19 protein-coding genes and 1 tRNA gene are annotated in these 18020 nt (G+C 66.7%); 10 read left to right on the plus strand and 10 right to left on the minus strand.

The genetic code is table 11. The features are described 5' to 3' along the window. Positions 1-97 precede the first annotated feature (97 nt). Together NP80_RS17820 and NP80_RS17825 are read right to left on the minus strand one after the other, a co-directional pair. Positions 98-1237 carry a porin gene (locus tag NP80_RS17820; RefSeq protein ID WP_012213920.1) on the minus strand — a complete coding sequence of 380 codons (1140 nt, stop codon included), beginning with the start codon at positions 1235-1237 and terminating at the stop codon, positions 98-100. Between the two features lie 478 nt (positions 1238-1715). Beyond that, positions 1716-1982, minus strand: a complete 267-nt coding sequence (locus NP80_RS17825; RefSeq protein WP_006400779.1) for a hypothetical protein — start codon at positions 1980-1982, stop codon at positions 1716-1718. Between the two features lie 390 nt (positions 1983-2372). Between NP80_RS17825 and NP80_RS17830 the strand changes: the two genes are divergently transcribed. Then, positions 2373-2576 (plus strand): cold-shock protein, encoded by a 204-nt coding sequence (locus NP80_RS17830; protein WP_006400778.1) that lies wholly within the window; start codon positions 2373-2375, stop codon positions 2574-2576. Between the two features lie 118 nt (positions 2577-2694). Continuing rightward, a complete protein-coding gene (locus NP80_RS17835) occupies positions 2695-3822 on the plus strand; it encodes an exonuclease domain-containing protein (RefSeq protein ID WP_006410737.1) in 1128 nt (375 codons plus the stop codon). A gap of 37 nt (positions 3823-3859) precedes the next feature. On the opposite strand, the gene NP80_RS17840 is transcribed toward NP80_RS17835, so the two are convergent. Together NP80_RS17840 and NP80_RS31440 are read right to left on the minus strand one after the other, a co-directional pair. Further along, a complete protein-coding gene (locus NP80_RS17840; RefSeq protein ID WP_006410740.1) occupies positions 3860-4450 on the minus strand; it encodes a chorismate mutase in 591 nt (196 codons plus the stop codon). Between the two features lie 223 nt (positions 4451-4673). Next, positions 4674-4820: a hypothetical protein gene (locus NP80_RS31440; protein WP_009690993.1), complete on the minus strand. Its 147-nt coding sequence runs from the start codon at positions 4818-4820 to the stop codon at positions 4674-4676. Positions 4821-5018: 198 nt separating this feature from the next. On the opposite strand from NP80_RS31440, the gene NP80_RS17850 reads away from it, so the two are divergent. The 4 genes from NP80_RS17850 (at position 5019) to NP80_RS17865 (ending at position 9649) form a co-directional block, all read left to right on the plus strand. After that, positions 5019-5408, plus strand: a complete 390-nt coding sequence (locus NP80_RS17850; protein WP_045594029.1) for a DUF2946 domain-containing protein — start codon at positions 5019-5021, stop codon at positions 5406-5408. 136 nt (positions 5409-5544) lie between these two features. Next, positions 5545-7920, plus strand: a complete 2376-nt coding sequence (locus tag NP80_RS17855; RefSeq protein ID WP_006411149.1) for a TonB-dependent receptor — start codon at positions 5545-5547, stop codon at positions 7918-7920. Beyond that, a complete protein-coding gene (locus tag NP80_RS17860; RefSeq protein ID WP_035947665.1) occupies positions 7908-9167 on the plus strand; it encodes a sialidase family protein in 1260 nt (419 codons plus the stop codon). The genes NP80_RS17855 and NP80_RS17860 overlap by 13 nt, the downstream gene beginning before the upstream one ends. Beyond that, positions 9164-9649, plus strand: coding sequence for a TlpA family protein disulfide reductase (locus NP80_RS17865; protein ID WP_006400771.1), 486 nt, complete (start codon positions 9164-9166; stop codon positions 9647-9649). Before NP80_RS17860 ends, NP80_RS17865 begins: the two co-directional genes overlap by 4 nt. 85 nt (positions 9650-9734) lie before the next feature. Here NP80_RS17865 and NP80_RS17870 read toward each other — a convergent pair whose 3' ends face one another. Next, on the minus strand, positions 9735-9986 hold the full coding sequence (locus NP80_RS17870) for a GlsB/YeaQ/YmgE family stress response membrane protein (RefSeq protein WP_006400770.1): 252 nt from the start codon (positions 9984-9986) through the stop codon (positions 9735-9737). 592 nt (positions 9987-10578) lie between these two features. Between NP80_RS17870 and NP80_RS17875 the strand changes: the two genes are divergently transcribed. Further along, on the plus strand, positions 10579-11076 hold the full coding sequence (locus NP80_RS17875; protein ID WP_006406255.1) for an Hsp20/alpha crystallin family protein: 498 nt from the start codon (positions 10579-10581) through the stop codon (positions 11074-11076). Between the two features lie 149 nt (positions 11077-11225). Here NP80_RS17875 and NP80_RS31540 read toward each other — a convergent pair whose 3' ends face one another. Beyond that, entirely contained in the window at positions 11226-11525 is a 300-nt protein-coding gene (locus NP80_RS31540) for a hypothetical protein (RefSeq protein ID WP_170933535.1), read from the minus strand. Between the two features lie 39 nt (positions 11526-11564). Here NP80_RS31540 and NP80_RS17885 point away from each other — a divergent pair, with 39 nt between their 5' ends. Both NP80_RS17885 and NP80_RS17890 read left to right on the plus strand, forming a co-directional pair. Continuing rightward, positions 11565-11828: a hypothetical protein gene (locus NP80_RS17885; protein WP_006400765.1), complete on the plus strand. Its 264-nt coding sequence runs from the start codon at positions 11565-11567 to the stop codon at positions 11826-11828. Between the two features lie 39 nt (positions 11829-11867). Beyond that, positions 11868-12110, plus strand: a complete 243-nt coding sequence (locus tag NP80_RS17890) for a hypothetical protein (RefSeq protein WP_006400764.1) — start codon at positions 11868-11870, stop codon at positions 12108-12110. 74 nt (positions 12111-12184) lie between these two features. On the opposite strand, the gene NP80_RS17895 is transcribed toward NP80_RS17890, so the two are convergent. The 3 genes from NP80_RS17895 to pepN form a co-directional block, all read right to left on the minus strand. Beyond that, positions 12185-12260, minus strand: a tRNA-Thr gene (locus tag NP80_RS17895). Between the two features lie 206 nt (positions 12261-12466). Beyond that, entirely contained in the window at positions 12467-13480 is a 1014-nt protein-coding gene (locus NP80_RS17900; RefSeq protein ID WP_006400763.1) for a class 1 fructose-bisphosphatase, read from the minus strand. A gap of 245 nt (positions 13481-13725) precedes the next feature. Next, positions 13726-16419, minus strand: a complete 2694-nt coding sequence (pepN, locus tag NP80_RS17905; protein WP_006406254.1) for an aminopeptidase N — start codon at positions 16417-16419, stop codon at positions 13726-13728. Between the two features lie 185 nt (positions 16420-16604). Between pepN and NP80_RS17910 the strand changes: the two genes are divergently transcribed. Further along, a complete protein-coding gene (locus NP80_RS17910; RefSeq protein WP_006400760.1) occupies positions 16605-17309 on the plus strand; it encodes a DUF4136 domain-containing protein in 705 nt (234 codons plus the stop codon). Positions 17310-17373: 64 nt separating this feature from the next. Here the strand turns inward: NP80_RS17910 and NP80_RS17915 are convergent, their stop codons facing one another. Next, a complete protein-coding gene (locus NP80_RS17915; RefSeq protein WP_006400759.1) occupies positions 17374-17946 on the minus strand; it encodes a TMEM165/GDT1 family protein in 573 nt (190 codons plus the stop codon). Positions 17947-18020: the final 74 nt, after the last annotated feature.

Genomic DNA, 18020 nt, shown 5'->3' on the forward strand with positions numbered 1-18020 from the left:
ACGCATAGAGGCGACCGCACACCGCCGCAACGACAAAGCGCCCCGATCGGGGCGCTTCGTCATTCGAATGCCGGCCGGCGAGCCGCGCGGCCGTCGCTCAAAAGCGGTGACGCATGCCGGCCGTCACCGCGATCTGCTTGTTGGTCGACGACGCGACGCCGAGGCCGTTGATGTTCGCGCCGACCGCGAGTCCGTCCCCGTTCACGCGCTGGTATTCGCCCTGCAGATACAGGTCGGTGCGCTTCGACAGCGCGTAGTCGGCCTGCAGGTTGAACTGGTGCCAGCTCGGCTTCTGTCCTTCCATGCGGCCGTCGGTGTACGTATAGGAGCCTGCGAGCGAGAACGCCGGCGTCAATGCATAGCGCGCGTTCAGTTCGTAGTTGTTGAAGCGCGTGTCGCCCGTCAGCGGGATGCCGCCCGACACGCCCGATTGCCCGGCGCTGATGCCGGCCGAATCGGTGAGGCGCGTCTGCGTGAACACGAAGCCCGCGGTTGCCGGGCCGAACGCGTAGTTGAGGCCGGCGCCCCAGGTGCGCTGCCGGCTCGCCGCGAACGTCCAGTCGCCGGCCACCGCGCCGGGATCGCTAGCCGCGAGCGCGAGCGAGTTGATATTGTTGTTCAGCTGCATGTAGGCGGCGGCGACGTTGAAGCCCATGAAGCTGTACGACGCGCCGACGCTGTACGCGCGGTTGTTCGAGAAATCGGTCGAATTCGAGAAGCCGTAGAGCGCGCCGAACTTCAGTCCGCCGAAGTCCGCGCTTTGATACTTGACCGCGTTGCTGATCCGGAACGAGTTGTTCAGGTTGTCGTTGTCGAACGGGTGCGCGAACTGCGTGCCGCCGTACTGCGTGCCCGTCAGCGACAGCGGGCCGAGGAAGTCGACGACGCTGTCGTACTGGCGACCGAGCGTCAGCGAGCCGAACCCGCTATGCGCGAGGCCGACGAATGCCTGGCGGCCGAATTCGCGGCCGTTCTGCTTCAGCGTGCCGTTGTTGATCCCGAAGCCGTTCTCCAGCGTGAAGATCGCTTTCAATCCGCCGCCGAGGTCCTCGGTGCCGCGCAGCCCCCAGCGGCTGCCGTTGATCGAGCCGCTCGTTTCCTGCCATGCGCTGTGGCCGCCCTGGTTGTTCGTATACGTGATGCCGGCGTCGATCAGGCCGTAGAGCGTGACGCTGCTTTGCGCGTGCGCGGCCGCGCACGCGCCGGACAGGGCGGCGAAGATCAGGGTCTTTTTCATGGAATGCTGTCTCCAGACACGATGATGTCGATCGGACCTGTTGCCGGGCGCGACGGAGTCGGGCGGCATCGTCGGAAATCCACTTGAAGTGTAAGGAGCGTGCCGCAAGCGGACGAAAACCGCTTCCGGCAATACTGTATTTTGAATTTGGAAATGATCGGCGTGGATTGAAAACCCTATTTCGATCAAGGGGTTACAATCGTCGATCGAGCGGGTCGAAGCGCGGCGCGCGCCCGCCGTGCGTTGCGCGACGGCGACACGCGCCCTCTAGCCGCCCGCGGCCGCTATAGCGCGATTATTGACACATCGGCAATAGAGGTTTGTGCGGGCCATGGCTAATGTAAGGATGTTATCTCGCTATACTGCGGTTTCTGCTTTCCGAAGCAGACTTTTTCGTTGACGGAAAAGATCTCCAAACCTTTGTCGGCGCGACTTCCCAGTCGCGCTTTTTTTTGCCCGTTTGGTCCGTCGGTTGCCCTTACTGCCCGTATGAGCGCCGTTTGCGCTTGCCCGCGGGGGGCGTGTCGTCGGTGTCCGCCTGCGGCGGCGTGTACGTCCAGTCTTCCATCACGTAGTGGCGCGCATCCAGCGGGGACGCCAGAAGGTTCTGCCAGTGATCGCCATGCCACGTCGGGTCGAACTCGGTGTCGCACGGCGCAGTACGGGACGTTTCAGCCAGCGCGCGGGACTTGCGGCGCACGCGCGCGAGCCGACTCGCGAAGCGCTTGATTCCGTCCAGCCACATGACCCTCTCCTCAAACTGCGTTGTCTCAGGATCGCAACATCCGGCGCGTCGTGCAACCGTAAAAACCCCGACGATTTACCGACGGGATACGTCCCCGGTAGGATTTTCACTATCCGATTAATAATGGATCCGATCCCGGTAATATTGACAGGGTTTCTGATGCGAATCAATTAATCATCAGTGATGCGGTACCGATTCCGTCTGTATTCGTTTTTCGCGTAAAGCGAACGTTAAAAATTTTCTTGACGCGCCCGGATTGTCCCATTTATAAAGTGAGCACTCCGTCCTCGGGCGTAGTGCCCGGTACCGGTGCCGGCGCCCGATCGCGGGATTTCGGGAATCAGCTATAACGTAGCGATTTTTTTATCAAATTGAGTGGGGAACGAAGGTATGGATACCGGTATCGTGAAATGGTTTAACGATGCTAAAGGTTTCGGCTTTATTACGTCCGACAATGGCGGCGAAGATTTGTTTGCGCACTTTTCCGAAATCCGGATGGACGGTTTCAAGACGCTGAAGGAAAACCAGCGCGTTTCGTTCGACGTGAAGGTCGGGCCGAAGGGCAAGCAGGCTGCGAACATCCAGGCGCTCTGACGCGCCGCGCATGGCCGATCAAGCAGGCCCCCGCAATGGCGGGGGCTTTTTGCATCTGGGCGGCGAATCGCGCCGCGCGTGGTGCATACTCACGGCAGCACCGCTTTTCCGTCCTTTCATGTCCGATTCCTGCCCGTCCGATCCCGCCAGCGAACAGCCGCTCGTCTTCGTCGACCTTGAAACCACCGGCGGCACGCCCGCCGAGCACCGGATTACCGAAATCGGCGTCGTCGAAATCGGGCCGCTCGGCGTGTCGACCTGGACGACGCTCGTCAATCCCGGGCAGCCGATTCCGCCGTTCATCCAGCAATTGACCGGCATCTCCGATGCGATGGTGCGCGACGCGCCGTCGTTCGCCGAGCTCGCGCCGGCGCTGTTCGAGCGCCTCGACGGCAAGCTGTTCGTAGCGCACAACGCGAGCTTCGACCGCGGCTTCCTGCGCGCGGAGTTCGAACGGGCCGGCTTCGCGTTCAATCCGGACGTGCTCTGCACGGTACGCCTGTCGCGCGCGCTCTTTCCGCGCGAATCGCGGCATGGCCTCGACGCGCTGATCGCACGGCACGGCCTCGTGCCGGCCGCGCGGCACCGCGCGCTCGCGGACGCCGACCTGCTATGGCAATTCTGGCGGCACCTGCACGATGTCGTGCCGCTCGAGCGGCTGCGCGACCAGATCGCGCGGACGACGCGCCGGTTCCGGCTCGCGGGCGAGGTGACCGAAGCGCTGCTCGACACGGCGCCGGTGGGCTGCGGCGCGTATGCATTGTTCGGCGAGGAAGACCAGCCGCTCTACGTCGGCCGCAGCGTGCGCGTGCGGCAGCGGCTGCGCGCGCTGCTGACCGGCGAGCGGCGTTCGTCGAAAGAGATGCGGATCGCCCAGCAGGTGCGGCGCGTCGAATGGCGGGAAACCGGCAACGAGCTCGGCGCGATGCTCGTCGAAGCGCAGTGGATCGCGCGGTTGCGGCCGTCGTACAACCGCCGCCCGGTTGCCGAGGCGGTGCGTGCGGGCAGCGCGCCCTGGCCGTTCGACGGCGCCGTCGCGTTCGAGGCGCACGGCGAGCGGCGGCTCTTTCATGTGATCGACGGCTGGTGCTACCTCGGCGGTGCCGAATCGCTCGATGCGGCCGCGCGTCTCGCTGCGGACGCCGCGGGCAGCGCGTTCGAACCGTTCACACACCGTCTGCTGCAGACCCACCTCGCGCGCGGTCTGCAATTGATTCCGCTCGCTGCGGCGACGTCGGCCGCCTGAGCGGCGGGCGCGAGGCCCGCCTCGGCACGCGCCGGTATCAGCCGATCGCGCTCGCGCCGCCGCCCGCGCACACGTGCGACAGCGCCGTATCGAGCGCGGGTGTCCGGCTCGCATCGTAGCGCGTGAGCGCCTTCCAGTTCGCGATGCTGCGCGCGAGACGCGCCTGGCAGTCGGGCGCATCGCGCAGCGGCGCGACCTGCGCGAGACCGGCCAGCATTTTCTGTGTCAGCCGGTCGAGCGCCGGACGCGTGCTGGTCGCGAGATCGGGCGGCGTGCCTTCGGGCGGCCGCGTCGCCCGCCATGTCGCGAACAGCGCGTTCTGCACTTCCTTGCTCGCGGCGATCTGGTCCTCGAAGAACGTGCGCGCGAACGACGGATCGAGGCCCGCCTGCGCCGCGCGCTGTTCGACGGCCGCGAGCAACGCGGCCTCGCGCGGACGATCCTCGATCGGCTGACGATTCGCCCATTTCCAGCGCGCGACCGGCTCGGCGAGCGCGAGACGCTGCGACGCGAGCGCGACGAGGTTGGTGAGCGCGGTATCGTCACCGTCCGCGCGAACGGGCGACGACAAGAAGAGGGCGAGACCGAGCGCGGCGGCAACGGCGCTGACACGAAAGGCTTGCTTCATCGGAATGATCGGAGGGGCGGGGTAGGCCCGAGGTGGAAAACCAGAAGGATAGACGAACGCGGCCGCGCGGCGTGGCGACGCAGCGGAAGAATCAGCGGGCGAGCCGATCCGGCACCGTCAGGCCGTTGCAGCCCGGGTGCGAAGAAAACTGCGCAACAGACGCAGCGATGAACCGCACGATGACGACGATCGACACGTGTCGGTTACAGAGCGGAACGGTCGTTCACTTCGGCGAGTACAGCTTGTGCTGCTCGTCGAAGAACGCCCGCACATGCTCGGGCAATTCGGCGAGGAATTCCACGCCGACGGGTTCCGGATCCGGGCTCATCACTTGCTCGGGCGGCGGCATGCGGGTCGGTCTTTCATCCATGGTCATTTCTCCAACGGGTTCAACGATTATCAACCTCGTGCTCGGATTTGTGCCAGAGACGAATCGTTAGATTTTGTCTCTGTTGTATTAACGGCACATGCGCTGCAGCACGCGCTCTGATGCCCGCTATTGCCGTCTGCAGAATCGGCAACAGTCGGGCCGCTTGTTATACTTGCGCGCACTTTTTCCTGGACCGCGATGAAACGAACGACGCGATGGATCGGCCTGGTTTGGCTGGCGCTGGTACTGAACGTACTGTCGCCCGTCATCGGCTATGCGCGCGTCGCGTCGAGCGGCTCCGGCCCGCTGACGCTCGAATTGTGCAGTGCGGCGGGCGCACGCCATGTCGCGCTCGCGCAGGCGGACGACGATCGCGCCGCGTCGTCGTTCGATCACGCCGGCGTGCCGCACTGCGTGTACTGTCCCGGCTTTGCGGCGAACCTCGCGCTCGGCGCGAGCATGCCGCCGGTGCCCGGCTTCGTGCGGGCCTTCGCGTACCGCGCCGTCGCGCCCGTCGCCGCGGACGTCAGACGCACGGGCCTGCGTCTCGCGCAACCGCGCGCTCCCCCTGAAAACACCGCGATCTGATTGACGTCGTCCGTGCGCCGCTGCGGCGCACGGTCCGCCGCCCGCGGCCGATGCCGCGCGCCGCGCGCTTGCTGCACGGCGCGCCGGCGTCCGCATCTGCACGGCGGTATCCGGTTACGTTTTCAGGACACCCTCCATGTTGCTCATCCTTGCCGCGCGACCGACGCGCGGCCGGCTCGCGCTGGCGTGCGCGGCCGCTTTTGCCTTGCCCGGCGCATATGCGGCATCGTCCGACAGCGCGCCGACCGATCCGATCCGCGATCCGGCGAATCGCTCCGCGCGGGCCGCCGTGCCCGCGGCTTCCGCGGCTTCGGCTGCTTCCGCCGCTGCCGCCGATCCGGCCGGCGACACGCTGAGTGCCGTCAGCGTGACGGCCCAGCGCCAGCCGCTCGATCCCGATACGCCGGCCGTCGTCGAATCGATGACGCGCGAGCGCATCGACACGCATACCAACGTCACCACCGAGGATGCGCTGAAGTACGCACCGAACCTGATGGTGCGCAAGCGCTATATCGGCGACCGCAACAGCGTGTTCGCGGGCCGCGACTTCAACGAGCTGCAGAGCGCGCGCGGCCTCGTGTACGCGGACGGCCTGCTGTTGTCGAACCTGCTCGGTTCGAGCTATGCGTATCCGCCGCGCTGGTCGCTGATCGCGCCCGACGACATCGCGCGCGTCGACGTGCTGTACGGCCCGTTTTCGGCGCTGTATCCGGGCAATGCGATCGGCTCGACGGTGCTGCTCACCACGCGGCGGCCGGACAAGCTCGAGGCGTCGCTGTCGACGCAATTCTTCACGCAGCGCTATCGCGACGGCTACGGATTCGCCGACAGCTTCGGCGGCAATCATCAGACTGCGCGAATCGCGAACCGCATCGGCCGCTTCTGGTTCTCGCTGTCGCTCGACCGGCTCGAGAACGACGGTCAGCCGATGCAGTACGCTAGCCCGAACGCGAGCTACAACGCGAAACTCGGCCGCGCGGTGCCCGTCACGGGCGCCGCAACCGACATCGGGCCGAACGGCAAGGCGCGCACGATCGTCGGCGCGCAATCGCTCGAGCGCACCGAGCAGATCAACGAAACCGTGCGGATGGGCTATGCGTTCACCGACCGCGTCGACGCGACGCTGACGCTCGGGCACTGGGAGAACCACTACCGCCAGCACGGCGACACGTTTCTGCGCGACGCGGCCGGCCAGCCGGTCTACGGCGGCAACGTGTCGGTCGGCGGGCAGAGCATGACGATTGCGCCCGGCGCATTCGCGCCGCAGCGCGGCGACCAGGAGAACTGGCTGTACGCGTTCGGGCTCAACGGCCGGCTCGCCTCGGGCTGGCGGCTGTCGGGCATCGTGTCGGCGTACGACGTGTCGCGCGACGTGCTGCGCGCCGCGTCTACCGCGCAGGGCGGGGCGGGCACGCTGTTCCAGGGCGACGGCACCGGCTGGCGCACGCTCGACCTGAAGGCCGAAGCGCCCGAGGTGCACGGCCATGCGTTCACGTTCGGCTATCACTACGACAACTATTTCCTGCGCAACGTGACGTACAACACGGCCGACTGGCTGAACGGTCCGGTCACGTCGCTCGCCAGCGTCTATCGCGGCGATACGCGCACGCGGGCGCTCTACGCGCAGGACGCATGGCGCTTCGCGCCGGGCTGGCTCGCGACGCTCGGGCTGCGCTACGAGCGCTGGGACGCCTACGGCGGCGCGCTCGGCAACGCGAGCGGCACGTTCGGCTATGCGGATCGCAGCGCCAACGCGCTGTCGCCGAAAGTTGCGCTGCAATGGGATGCGACCGACGTGTGGCGCTTCCGGCTGTCGTTCGCGACCGGCACACGTTTTCCGACGGTCGGCGAGCTGTTCCAGGGGACGATCTCGAATAACGCGATCGTCAACAACAATCCGAGCCTGCGCCCCGAAAAGGCGATCGACTGGGACTTCACCGCCGAGCGCGACGTCGGCGTCGGCGTCGTGCGCGCGAGCGTGTTCCAGAGCGATCTGCGCGATTCGATCTACAGCCAGACGACGGTCGCCGGCGCCTCGACGGTCACCAACATCTCGAACGTCGACCGCGTGCGCGTGCGCGGCGTCGAACTCGCGTTCAGCGGCGAAAACGTCGGGCTCAAGGGACTCGCGATCGACGCGAACGTATCGGCGAGCAACGCGCAGATTCTCGCCGATGCCGCCAACCCCGCGTACGTCGGCTCGCGCTTTCCGCGCATTCCGCGGATGCGCGCGAATCTGCTCGCGTCGTATCGCTTCGACGAGCACTGGCTCGCGAGCGTCGGCGTGCGCTATTCGGGGCGGCAGTTCAACACGCTCGACAACAGCGACGTGAATCCCGACGTTTATGGCGGCACGAGCGCGTTTACGGTCGTCGACGTGAAGGCGCGCTATCGCTTCGATCGTCACTGGACCGCATCGGTCGGCATCGACAACCTGACGGACCGCCGCTACTACGTGTTCCACCCGTATCCGGGTCGCACTTTCTATGGAGAACTGAAATGGTCGCTGTGAAATCGATCGTCGCCGGCTGCGCGCTGTGGCTCGCGGCGCTGTCGTCGGCCGGCGCGCACGATGCGCCGGCGGCCGCCGATCCGCATGCCGCGCACATGAGCATGTCGGGCGCGCCCGCGCAACAGAAGGCACCGCTCGCGACCGGCGCCGCGTTCGACGCGCAGCATCGGCTGTGGGTCGCGTGGGTCGAAGGCGCGCATGTCGTCGTCGCGCACTCCGACGACGCGGGCCGCACCTTGTCCGCGCCGGTCGTCGTCAATGCGATGCCGGAGCCGATCTACACGAGTGCGGAGAATCGCCCGAAGGTCGCGACGAGCCCGGACGGGCGCGCGGTCTACGTGTCGTGGTCGATGCCGCTCGATGCGCCGTACACCGGCATGGTCCGCTTCTCGCGTTCGCTCGACGGCGGCGCGACCTGGAGCGTGCCGACGACCGTGCATCGCGATCGGCAGGCGATCACGCACCGCTTCGACATGATGGCCGTCGATCGGGCCGGCAATATCGCGATCGCGTGGATCGACAAGCGCGACCTCGTCGCCGCCAAGGCCGCGGGGCGCAGCTACGATGGCGCGGCCGTTTACTACGCGGTGTCGCGCGACGGCGGCGCATCGTTCGAGCCCGAGCGCAAGGTGACCGATCACACGTGCGAGTGCTGTCGGATCGCAATGACGGTCGATCCGGCCGGCCGCATCCAGGCGGCCTGGCGCAACGTGTTTCCGGGGCAGATCCGCGACCATGCGCTCGCGGTGCTGCCGGTATCGGCGTCGGAGCCCGTCGTGCCGCTGCGCGCGACGTTCTCGAACTGGCATGTCGAAGCGTGTCCGGAGCACGGGCCCGCGCTCGCGATCACGCCGGACGGCACGCGCCATCTCGCCTGGTTCGGCGTCGTCGGCGGCCGCGCCGACGTGTTCTATTCGCGCATCGGCGCGGACGGCCAGCCGCGCGGCACGCCGTGGGCCTTCGGTGCGAATCCGGCGGCTCCGGTCGAGCAGGCGTCGCATCCGGCACTCGTATCGCACGGCGATGTCGTGTGGCTCGCCTGGAAGGCGTTCGACGGCGATGCGATGCAGATCAAGCTGCGCCGGTCCGACGATCGCGGCGAACACTGGTCGGCGCCGCGCGTGATTGCCTCGACGTCGGGTGCGAGCGACAACCCGCAACTGCTCGACGATGCGGGCCGCATCTATCTGTCGTGGCGCACGCGCAACGACGGTTACCGGCTGATCGCGGTGGAGGACGGGCAATGAAGCGGCTGATCGCATCGATGATGCTCGTGCTGGCGAGCGTGTCTGCATGGGCGGCGGCCACGCTGCAGCCGCTGCGCGCGACCGAGGTCGCGACGCTGTACGCCGGCGCGCACGAACGTCCGCTCGCGGTCGAAATCTGGTCGCTCGATTGCGGCTACTGCCGCGAGAACGCCGCGCATCTCGTCGCGTGGCAGCGTCGTCATCCGGACGTGCGTGTCGCGATGATCGCGATGGATGCGTACGACGACAATCGCGCGGCGCTCGAACAGGCGCTCGCGCAGATGAACCTGCCGCCGCAGATCGCGCAGTATGCGAATGCGGAGCCGATGCCCGAGCGTCTGCGCGCGGCGCTCGATGCGGGATGGCGAGGCGAGATGCCGCGCACCGTGTGGATCGCGCGCGACGGCGCGCGCGAGGCGCGCAGCGGGTTGCTCAGCGACGACGTGCTCGACGGCTGGCTGCAGCGCGCGAAGCGGCGCTGAAACGGAACGCGGCGCGCGGCGAAGGGGCCGCGCGCCGCGCTCGATACGGGGCGCGCCCGCGCCCGCGGGCGCGCGGAGACGATCGTCAGGCTCGTCGGAACAGGCGGATGATGAACAGCAGGATCACCGCACCGATCACCGCGATGATCACCGAACCGATGAAGCCGCTGCCGACGCTGATGCCGAGCACACCGGCCAGCCAGCCGCCGATCACCGCGCCCACGATGCCGACGATGATGTCGACGATCAGCCCGAAGCCGCCGCCCTTGACGAGTACGCCCGCGAGCCAGCCGGCGATGGCGCCGATGATGAGCCACATAATCAAGCCATGAGTCATGTTGATCCTCTCCTTGTGTTGAGTCGAAATGACCGGACATCGGCGGAGTGCCGCAAGCGCTGGGCGAGTGCGGCTGACGATCCGTCGTGCCGCCTTCGCAATGTAACGCGATAGACGGGTCGGAATCGTTAAGTAATGTTATGCACGCTTAACGGGATTTTCCAGTTGATTTGTCTGATCAGCGGGCGCGAATGGGCAGTATGTTCGCCGTAATAAAAATGTAATGACGATCGCGGCGATTGCCTGTTCGCGTAGTCGGCATCGCCATGCACGCACGCGCGGGTGCGCCGATCGCGAACTGGAGCCATGCGCGTTCCGTCTGAGCGAAGCTACGGTTTCCTGATGAACGCACTCGGCATACGGACCGTGCCGACCAGCGCTTGCGCGAGCGTCGCTCTGCCGCATTGGGAGCGCTCCGCACTCTTGAAGCCATGCGTGCCGCCCCTATCTTCACGGCGTGGTGGTTCGGCGCGAATGCGCCGGACCGTAGTCGACTGCTTCGTGTGTGCAGGCAGCATGCGCGGACGAACGCAGTGCGTCTCGCGCTCGCCGTGCATCGTTCGCCTGCCTTCCGAAATACAGGAGGTGGAAAATGGACTTCAGGAATCTGATTCCGTGGAACCGCGATCGCAACGTGCCGGCCGTGCGTCAGCGCGAGGACGATCATCCGGTGCTGGCGCTGCATCGCGAAATGAATCGGCTCTTCGACGACTTCTTCCGCAGCTTCGATATGCCCGCACGTTTCGGCTCGTCGCTGGCGGCTTCGTCGTTCGGCTGGCCGAACATCGAGCTCAACGAGAGCGACAACGAAATCACCGTCGTCGCGGAGCTGCCCGGCCTCGAGCAGAAGGACATCGACGTGTCGCTCGATCACGACGTGCTGACGATCCGCGGCGAGAAGAAGGGCGCGTCGACCGGCGCCGTCTACAGCGAGCGCTGGCAGGGCGCGTTCCAGCGTTCGGTGCAGTTGAGCCCCGACGCCGATCCGGAGAAGGTGACGGCCAGCTTCCGCAACGGCGTGCTTACCGTGACGATCGCGAAGCGGCCCGACGCGCAGAGCCGCGTGCGCCGCATCCCGGTGACCGGGTAATTCGTGCAAGCGGCCGGCAGCGATGCCGGCCGTTTTTTCTGCTGCCGTCGTGCGCGAGACGAGGTGCGCGTCGCGCGAATGCGAACCGGCCGCGCCGCTTGAATTTTTCGTCGCGTGCGCTATGTTATCTGTCGCTCGGCAGTTGCGGTTCACGCACTGCGTGTTTCGATTTGTGTGTCGGCGGCCATGCGCGCGGCAGACGAACTGGAGCGCGTGGTCCGGTTCGGCTTGCGCGCAGGCCCCTCTGAAATCAGGAGCCGGTGATGAGCGATTTTTTCTTCGACGTGAATCTGCGTGGCGATCTGCGGCGCCTGCAACGGCAGATCGCGCATTTCTTCGCGGGTCTCCCCGCGCGGCTGCGCGCAACGCGCATCGGCCGCTTCTTCGATGCGCGCCAGGCCGCAGCGTCTGACGATACCGCGCCGCAACGGCGCGACGATCCGGTGCATCGCACGTAACGGGATGCGCCGTACACGGAGAAACGAGCCATGATCGATCCCGTCAGACACGAACACTGGAAGGGCTTCGAGATCGACACGCGCGAGATGCCGGTCAGGCATTGCGCGACGCCGTCGGCGACGCGCGATACGTACGTCGCGCTCGTGCGCATCGTACGTGCGGGGACCGTGCTGGCCGACTGGCATCTGCCGCGCTATGCGCAGCAGTGGGCGAGCGCCGACGAGGCGCACCGCGAAGCCGTGGAATATGCGATCAAGGCGATCGCGTCGGGACGCGTCGGCACCGCGGCCTGACGATTGCTCGCCGGCGCACACGCGACCATAGGAGGCAACATGCAGACGGAAACGTTCAGCGAATACCGAAGTTGCGCGATCCGTACCGTCGTCACGACGGAAGAGGACGGCCGCTACACGGCGGCCGCGATCGTCGCCGACCGCGACGGCGAGACGCGCACGCTCGGCGTCGAAGGCAACTTCGCGGAGTCGGACGAAGCGCGCGATCGCGCAATGGAACTGGCGATCGCGTGGATCCAGCAGCGCAGCATCGTGTCGGAGCGCTGCGTGCGACACGCATAGCGTGTTGCGCCGCGTATCGCGGCTCGGAAAGCAAAAAGCCCAGTCGCGAGGACTGGGCTTTTTGCCTGAATCAGTGGTGCCGGAGATAGGAGTCGAACCTACGACCTTCGCATTACGAATGCGCTGCTCTACCAACTGAGCTACACCGGCAGCAGAGAAATGAAATTATAGGGTGAAATCCGAGACCTTGGCAATAGGTTTCGCGAAATTTTTTTAGCGCCTGGCGCCTGCTTCGCGAAACCGTCGATCCGGCGGACTTCCCGCTTTCACTTCACCGCGATGCGGCCTGTCAGGGCCACATCGCGAGGCGCGATTTTACTTGCGTCGCGCGCGTCCGTCCAGTGTTGCGGTGCAAATTATTGGCTTTCGTGGTGATAGGCGGTCACACGCTCGACTTCGTTCTTCGAGCCGAGGAACACCGGCACGCGCTGGTGCAGGCCGGTCGGCTGGACTTCCATGATCCGCTGCGTGCCGGTGGTGGCCGCGCCGCCCGCCTGCTCGACGATGAATGCCATCGGGTTCGCCTCGTACATCAGGCGCAGCTTGCCCGGGCGGTCCGGCGTGCGCTTGTCGGCCGGATACATGAAGATGCCGCCGCGGTTGAGGATCCGGTGTACGTCGGCGACCATCGATGCGATCCAGCGCATGTTGAAGTTATCGCCGCGCGGGCCGTCCTTGCCGGCGTTCAGTTCGTCGACGTAGCGCTTGACCGGGTCGTACCAGTGACGCGCGTTCGAGGCGTTGATCGCGTATTCGCGCGTATCGGCCGGGATCTGCATGTTGCTCTGCGTGAGCACCCACGAGCCGACTTCGCGGTCGAGCGTGAAGCAGTTCACGCCGTTGCCGGTGGTCAGCACGAACACCGTCTGCGGGCCGTAAACCGCATAACCTGCCGCCACCTGCTGCGTGCCGGGCTGCAGGAACGATTCTTCGGTCGCCTGCTTGCCGTCCGGGCAGCGCAGTACCGAGAAGATCGTGCCGATCGACACGTTGACGTCGATGTTCGACGAGCCGTCGAGCGGATCGAACACGAGCAGGTATTCGCCGCGCGGATAGTTCGCCGGGATCGGGAAGAACGTTTCCATTTCCTCCGAGGCCATCGCGGCGAGGTTGCCGCCCCATTCGTTCGCGTCGAGCAGGATCTCGTTCGACAGGATGTCGAGCTTCTTCTGCACTTCGCCCTGGACGTTTTCGCTGCCGGCGGTGCCGAGCGCATCGCCCAGTGCGCCCTTCGACACGTTGTAGCTGATCGCCTTGCACGCGCGGGCGACGACTTCGATCAGCAGGCGCAGGTCGGCGGGGAGGTTGTTGGTCTCGCGCTGCTGTTCGATCAGGAACTTGGACAGCGTGGTGCGGCGGGCAATGGACATGACAGACTCCGAAAGGCCAAAGAATCCTTGAGTTGCCGCAATTTTACCTGCCGGGCCTCGGCGGCCGACGGGTTTTTTCGTCCCGTTACAACGCGCGGCGCGCGAATCGGCCCGGTTCGCGTGGCTATGGTGCGGTAGCGCACGCGCGCGGCGGGCACGCGCCGCGCCTCATGGAAAAAGGCCGGCACTGCAGGGCGCAGTACCGGCCTCGATGCGCGAGCGCGCCTGCCGCGATGCGGGGCGCGTCAGGCGAGCGCCTTCTCGACGATCTCGCGCACGTCGCGCGATTTCGCGCCTGCGGCGACCTTTTCGAGCGCCTCGCGCATCTTGTCGCGCAGCGCGGGCGTGTAGCGGCGCCACAGCTCGAGCGAACGCGCGAGCCGCGCGGCGACCTGCGGATTGATCGCGTCGAGCGCGAGCACCTGCTCGGCCCAGAACGCATAGCCCGAGCCGTCCGCCGCATGGAACTGCGCGGGGTTTGCCGCACAGAAGCTGAAGATCAGCGAGCGCGCGCGGTTCGGATTCTTCAGATTGAACGCCGGATGCGCCATCAGCTTGCGAACCTTTGCGAGCGTCGGCTGCGCGGGCGTGCCGCGTTGCGCGGCCTGCATCGCGAACCACTTGTCGATCACGAGCGCTTCCTTCTCGAAGCGGCGATAGAAGTCGTCGAGCGCGCGCTCGGCCGGCTCGTTCGCGCCGGCCGCCGCCGCGGACAGCAGTGCGCCGAGCGCGGCCGCGCGATCGGTCATGTTGTTCGCCGCGTCGTATTGCGCAGTCGCGAGCCGTACCGCGTCGGCCGGATCCTCGAGTTCCGCGAGATACGCGAGCGCGAGGTTTTTCAGCGCGCGGCGGCCCGACGCTTCGGGCGTCGGCTCGTACGTCCCGGGCGTCTGGTGCTGTTCGTACGCGGTGAGCCATTCGGCGCGCAGCGCGGTCGCGAGCTGGCGACGCACGAACTGGCGAGCGCGATGCACGGCGGCCGGATCGGCTTCGGCCATCTGGTCGGCGAGGTAGGTTTCCGACGGCAGCGTCAGCGCGAGTTCGCGGAACGCCGGCGACAGGTTCGCGTCGGTCAGCACGCGGCGGAACGCGGCGACGAAGTTCTCGCCGAGCGTCAGCGGCTCGTTCGCGGCCGCGCGCGCAGCGAGCGTCAGCAGCGCGCGCGTCGCGAGCCGCTGGCCGGCTTCCCAGCGATTGAACGCGTCGCTGTCGTGCGCGAGCAGGAACGCGAGATCGTCGTCGCTGTAGTCGTATTCGACGATCACCGGCGCCGAGAAATTGCGCAGCAGCGACGGCAGCGGCGCTTCCGGCACGTCGACGAACGTGAACGTCTGCTCGGTCTCGGTGAACTCCAGCACGCGCGTCGTGCCCGCTGCAGCGGCCTCGCCGTCGAGGCGCAGCGGCAGGTCGCGGCCGTCGCGGCCGATCAGCCCGATCGCGAACGGAATCAGCAGCGGACCTTGCTGCGTGTCGCGCGCGGCCGGCGACGCATCGCCGTAGCCCTGCGCGAGCGTGACGGTGTAGCGGCGCGCGGCGGCGTCATACGCGGCGCGCACGCTGACGCGCGGCGTGCCGGCCTGGCTGTACCAGCGCTCGAACTGCGCGAGATCGCGCCCGTTCGCATCGGCCATCGCGTGACGGAAATCGTCGCACGTGACGGCCTGGCCGTCGTGGCGCTTGAAGTAGAGGTCCATCCCCTTGCGGAAGCCGTCGCGACCGAACAGCGTCTGATACATCCGCACGACTTCCGCGCCTTTCTCGTAGACGGTCATCGTGTAGAAGTTGTTGATCTCGACGTAGCTTTCCGGGCGCACCGGATGCGCCATCGGGCCGGCGTCCTCGGCGAACTGCAGCTGGCGCAGCACGCGCACGTCCTCGATGCGCTTGACCGCACGCGCGGCCGATTCGAGATCGTCGCCGGCGGCCATGTCGGCCGAGAACTCCTGGTCGCGGAACACCGTCAGGCCTTCCTTCAGGCTCAGCTGGAACCAGTCGCGGCACGTCACGCGGTTGCCGGTCCAGTTGTGGAAATACTCGTGGCCGACCACCGATTCGATGTTCGCGAAATCGACGTCGGTCGCCGTCTCGGGGTTCGCGAGCACGTACTTCGTGTTGAAGATGTTGAGCCCCTTGTTCTCCATCGCGCCCATGTTGAAGTCGCCGACCGCGACGATCATGAAGCGGTCGAGATCGAGCTCGAGGCCGAAGCGCCGTTCGTCCCAGCGGATCGAATGGATCAGCGAATCCATCGCGTGACGCGTCTTGTCGAGATCGGCCGGCTCGACCCACACCTGCAGCAGCTTTTCCTTGCCGGAGCCGGTCGTGATCCGCTCCTCGATCGCGACGAGCTTGCCCGCGACCAGCGCGAACAGATAGCTCGGTTTGCGGAACGGGTCTTCCCATTTCGCGAAGTGGCGGCCGTCGGGCAGGTCGCCCGAATCGACGAGGTTGCCGTTCGACAGCAGCACCGGATACGCGGCCTTGTCGGCGCGCAGCACGACCGTATACGACGCCATCACGTCGGGACGATCGAGGAAGTATGTGATGCGGCGGAAGCCTTCGGCCTCGCATTGCGTGAAGAAGTTGCCGCTCGATACGTACAGGCCCGACAGCGTCGTGTTCTGGTCGGGCGCGCACGCGCTTTCGAGCGTCAGGTCGAACGTGTCGGGCACGTTCTCGACGGTCAGCCCGTGCTCGTGCGCGCGCACGGCGCCGTGCGGCGCGCCGTTCAGCTGGGCGCCGAGGAATTCGAGCGCCTCGCCCATCAGCTCCAGATGCGGTGCGGGCGCGGCATCGGGATTGCGACGCACGCGCATCGTATTCCTGACGATCGTACGGGCCGGCTCGAGATCGAATTCGAGCGCGACGGAATCGATGAGGAAGGCCGGCGGCGTGTAGTCGGCGCGGCGAATCACGGTGGAAGAGGCGTTGTCGGACATGGTCGTCGAGGTCGTGGAAAGGGGATCGGGCCCGCGGCGCGGACCTGGCGAACCGGCTCATTGTACAAAGGCTTGCGGCTGCGCGCCGCGCGAACTTTTTACCGGTTCGGACGGTCCGCGTATTATCGACATCCCGTCCGGTTCGCGCGGTGCGACGAACGGGAAACGGATCGACGAGGACGAACATGAAACGCGAATGGATTCATCGTGCCGCCGGCTGCATCGCGGCATTCGGCGCGGCGCTGCTGACAGGCTGCACCAGCTATGTGACGACGCAGGTCACGGCCTTTTCCGACTGGAGCGGCAGCGACGCGACGCGCACCTATGCGTTCACGCGCACCGATGCGCAGAAGAACAGCATCGAGCAGTCGACGTACGAGCCGATCGTCGCGAACGAGCTGTCCGCGTATGCGTTCCGGCAGGTGCCGCTTGCGCAGGCGCGCTACCTCGTCGGCCTGTCGTACAACGTCGGCAGCGATCTCGTGACGGTGCCGCAGCCGGTCTATTACGATCCGTGGTTCATCGGGCCGGGGCCGTACTGGCGCGGCGGCCCGTGGGGCCCCTGGGGGCCCTGGGGGCCGATGCCGGCCGGCTACGTCGCGCAGACGTATCGCGTGTTCGACTACACGCTCGGCATCCGCATCACCGAGCGCGCGACCGGCAAGGAGGTTTACAACGTGACCGCGCGCACGACCGGCGACAACGGCGCGATGCTCAACGCGATGCCGTTTCTCGCGCGCAGCGCGCTCGCCGATTTCCCGCTTGCGAACGGCGCGGTGCGCACGGTCCGCTTGCCGGTCGACAAGCGTGGCGGGCCCGCGATGCCGGCTTCCAACGAGCGTCCGGTTGCACCGGCGCCGGCGTCGGGCGCCGCGGCCGCGCCGAAATAATCGGCGGAATCCGGCGCGCAGGCGGACTGTCGCGGCCTGTTCGCCGCGACGTCCGCGCGTGCGATCAGAGGCCGACGCCCAACAGCGCCAGCACGCCGAGCACGACGAACAGCACGGCCGCGATGCCGTGCACGAGCTTGGTCGGCAGGCGATGCGCGAAGCGGTCGCCGAGCAGGATCGCCGGCACGTTCGCGAGCATCATGCCGAACGTCGTACCGGCGACGACCCCTATGTAATCCTGAAAGCGTGCGGCGAGCGCGACGGTCGCGAGCTGCGTCTTGTCGCCCATCTCCGCGAGGAAGAACGCGACGAACGTCGCGCCGAACACGCCGAGCCTCGAGCGGTTCGCATTGGCTTCGTCCGCGTCGAGCTTGTCCGGCACCAGGATCCACAAGCCCATTCCGACGAACGACACCGCGAGCGCCCACCGCATGATCGACGGCGTGACGAGCGCGCCGAGCCATTCGCCGAGCGCACCCGCGCAGCCGTGGTTGACGAGCGTCGCGACGAGCACGCCGAGAATGATCGGCAGCGGCTTGCGATAGCGCGCAGCGAGGACGAGCGAGAGCAGTTGGGTCTTGTCGCCGATTTCAGCGAGAGCGACGGCGCCGGTGGAGATCAGGAAGGCTTGAGTCACGTACGGGGTTCCACGGGCCTTGTTATGCGTGCGAGCGACGATCCACCGCGCGCCGGGCCCTGATGCGGCGCGCC

Source organism: Burkholderia multivorans ATCC BAA-247 (assembly GCF_000959525.1).
In the GTDB taxonomy this organism is placed as follows: domain Bacteria; phylum Pseudomonadota; class Gammaproteobacteria; order Burkholderiales; family Burkholderiaceae; genus Burkholderia; species Burkholderia multivorans.

Excerpts from the sequence above, each read along its gene's own strand:
- pepN (WP_006406254.1), bottom strand. The coding sequence starts at position 16,419 with ATGTCCGACAACGCCTCTTCCACCGTGATTCGCCGCGCCGACTACACG.
- NP80_RS17835 (WP_006410737.1), top strand. The coding sequence starts at position 2,695 with ATGTCCGATTCCTGCCCGTCCGATCCCGCCAGCGAACAGCCGCTCGTC.
- NP80_RS17860 (WP_035947665.1), top strand. The coding sequence starts at position 7,908 with ATGGTCGCTGTGAAATCGATCGTCGCCGGCTGCGCGCTGTGGCTCGCG.
- NP80_RS17830 (WP_006400778.1), top strand. The coding sequence starts at position 2,373 with ATGGATACCGGTATCGTGAAATGGTTTAACGATGCTAAAGGTTTCGGC.
- NP80_RS17825 (WP_006400779.1), bottom strand. The coding sequence starts at position 1,982 with ATGTGGCTGGACGGAATCAAGCGCTTCGCGAGTCGGCTCGCGCGCGTG.
- NP80_RS17855 (WP_006411149.1), top strand. The coding sequence starts at position 5,545 with ATGTTGCTCATCCTTGCCGCGCGACCGACGCGCGGCCGGCTCGCGCTG.
- NP80_RS17900 (WP_006400763.1), bottom strand. The coding sequence starts at position 13,480 with ATGTCCATTGCCCGCCGCACCACGCTGTCCAAGTTCCTGATCGAACAG.
- NP80_RS17840 (WP_006410740.1), bottom strand. The coding sequence starts at position 4,450 with ATGAAGCAAGCCTTTCGTGTCAGCGCCGTTGCCGCCGCGCTCGGTCTC.
- NP80_RS17875 (WP_006406255.1), top strand. The coding sequence starts at position 10,579 with ATGGACTTCAGGAATCTGATTCCGTGGAACCGCGATCGCAACGTGCCG.
- NP80_RS31440 (WP_009690993.1), bottom strand. The coding sequence starts at position 4,820 with ATGGATGAAAGACCGACCCGCATGCCGCCGCCCGAGCAAGTGATGAGC.
- NP80_RS17890 (WP_006400764.1), top strand. The coding sequence starts at position 11,868 with ATGCAGACGGAAACGTTCAGCGAATACCGAAGTTGCGCGATCCGTACC.
- NP80_RS17820 (WP_012213920.1), bottom strand. The coding sequence starts at position 1,237 with ATGAAAAAGACCCTGATCTTCGCCGCCCTGTCCGGCGCGTGCGCGGCC.
- NP80_RS17850 (WP_045594029.1), top strand. The coding sequence starts at position 5,019 with ATGAAACGAACGACGCGATGGATCGGCCTGGTTTGGCTGGCGCTGGTA.
- NP80_RS17865 (WP_006400771.1), top strand. The coding sequence starts at position 9,164 with ATGAAGCGGCTGATCGCATCGATGATGCTCGTGCTGGCGAGCGTGTCT.
- NP80_RS17910 (WP_006400760.1), top strand. The coding sequence starts at position 16,605 with ATGAAACGCGAATGGATTCATCGTGCCGCCGGCTGCATCGCGGCATTC.
- NP80_RS17885 (WP_006400765.1), top strand. The coding sequence starts at position 11,565 with ATGATCGATCCCGTCAGACACGAACACTGGAAGGGCTTCGAGATCGAC.
- NP80_RS17870 (WP_006400770.1), bottom strand. The coding sequence starts at position 9,986 with ATGACTCATGGCTTGATTATGTGGCTCATCATCGGCGCCATCGCCGGC.
- NP80_RS31540 (WP_170933535.1), bottom strand. The coding sequence starts at position 11,525 with ATGCACCGGATCGTCGCGCCGTTGCGGCGCGGTATCGTCAGACGCTGC.